Annotated in this window: 4 protein-coding genes; all 4 read right to left on the reverse strand. The window is 56.3% G+C overall.

Going from position 1 to position 1,436, the window contains the following annotated elements; all coding sequences use genetic code 11:
- Window positions 1-194 (reverse strand): phage tail assembly protein T (locus tag CSC70_RS13645; RefSeq protein ID WP_089620079.1); only part of this gene is annotated, 194 nt, incomplete at its 3' end.
- Window positions 176-598 (reverse strand): phage tail assembly chaperone G, encoded by a 423-nt coding sequence (gpG, locus tag CSC70_RS13650; RefSeq protein ID WP_000479153.1) that lies wholly within the window; start codon window positions 596-598, stop codon window positions 176-178. The genes CSC70_RS13645 and gpG, both read right to left, overlap by 19 nt.
- Window positions 599-613: 15 nt before the next feature.
- Window positions 614-1,333, reverse strand: a complete 720-nt coding sequence (locus CSC70_RS13655) for a phage tail protein (protein WP_425501591.1) — start codon at window positions 1,331-1,333, stop codon at window positions 614-616.
- Window positions 1,334-1,361: 28 nt separating this feature from the next.
- Window positions 1,362-1,436: phage tail terminator protein (gene gpU, locus CSC70_RS13660; RefSeq protein WP_215255295.1), on the reverse strand; the 75-nt coding region annotated here is incomplete at its 5' end.

Below are 1,436 nucleotides of genomic sequence, written 5' to 3' on the forward strand. Positions count from 1 at the left end.
AACAGGCTGAGCACGGTGTACGTCAGCCCGGAAAAGTGCATATCCAGCAGAACATCATGAAAATAATGGGTACTGTAAAAGCGGTGCCAGTCGGCATACTCCGTGGATGACATCCCGGCAAGCATGGCACGCCAGTCGGGTCGCCCCATCTCACGCGCCAGTTTCAGGGCAAAACTCAGCTCACCGTCGAACACTTTCCCGCAGAAACAGGCTCTGCGGGCCCGGCGTCCTCTGTCTGTTCAGGGGCATTATTCACCACAAACTCATACATACCAGACAGCCGGTACACCACGTTTTCAGCATGAGAAATTGCCTCCGTGGGCCAGGTGGTAAGCACTTCCTGCTCAATCTGTTTAACGGCTTCATTCATGGACGGCATCTGCGTCTTCTGCGGATGGTTATGCCACAGGGACATCGCCACCAGAAACGCGCCGGTTCTGATGGCGTCTTCCACAGTAAACTTCCGGTTGCTGTCTGACTCCGCCTGTTCTGCCTGCCGTTTCATCAGGGCGAGATGCTCAATGCGCTGCAGGGCTGACAGTTCAGAAAGCGTGACGGTCACACCGTTATGTTCAAATGATTCGGTTTTCAGGAACATCGCTGACTCTCCGGATTAACTGGCGGTGACGGTAATTTCTGCAACCGCAGCAAACTCACCATTACCGGATACAACCGGAATGTTGACCTTGCCTGCAGCAACGCCGTTCACGGTGATGGTCATACCACTGACCGACACGGTGGCTTTTGTTTTATCCGCAGACACCGCACGAAAGCTCTTGTCGGTTACGCCCTCCGTCTGGAAGGCCACGGTCAGCGTGGTGCTCTGCCCTTTCACCACCGAGGTGCTGGCAGGCGTCACGGTCATGCCGGTTGCCGCTGTTACCGTGCTGCGATCTTCTGCCATCGACGGACGTCCCACATTGGTGACTTTCACCGTGCGGGTGATCACTTCCTTCGCCGTCACCGCCTTACCGATACTGCTGACCCAGCCACGGAACACATCGACCGTGCCGTTCGGGAAGCGGATTTTATAGGCACGGGTATCGCCTTCATTAAACCACGCCAGCAGCGCCTGCTGCCCCTGCTCTCCGGGCATCCACGCCAGCGTGAAGCTGGTATCTCCGGCAGATTTCTGCCCCTGCCCGGTCGCAGTCCAGTCTGCATCTTCATCATCGAGATAGCTGTCGTCATAGGACTCAGCGGTCAGTTCGCCGGGCGTCAGGTCTTTAACTTTTGCCAGACGCGACCAGTCAACGTCTGAAAGCGGATTCGCGTAAGGGTCACCGCTCCCCTTATAAACCCACAGGGTGGTCCCGGCACCTTTCACCGGCATTGTAGGATTTGGTACAGGCATAGCGTCCTCACATTTCATAGGTAATGACATAAGTCAGATCGGCTGAACTCCACAAGCCCGCATCATCGTCGCGCCGGTAGTC

This window comes from Pseudoxanthomonas kalamensis DSM 18571 (assembly GCF_010211745.1).
In the GTDB taxonomy this organism is placed as follows: Bacteria; Pseudomonadota; Gammaproteobacteria; order Xanthomonadales; family Xanthomonadaceae; genus Pseudoxanthomonas_A; species Pseudoxanthomonas_A kalamensis.

What these genes read in the sequence shown, in the direction of transcription:
- gpG (WP_000479153.1), bottom strand. Translation starts at nt 598, where the DNA reads ATGTTCCTGAAAACCGAATCATTTGAACATAACGGTGTGACCGTCACG.
- CSC70_RS13655 (WP_425501591.1), bottom strand. Translation starts at nt 1,333, where the DNA reads ATGCCGGTGAAAGGTGCCGGGACCACCCTGTGGGTTTATAAGGGGAGC.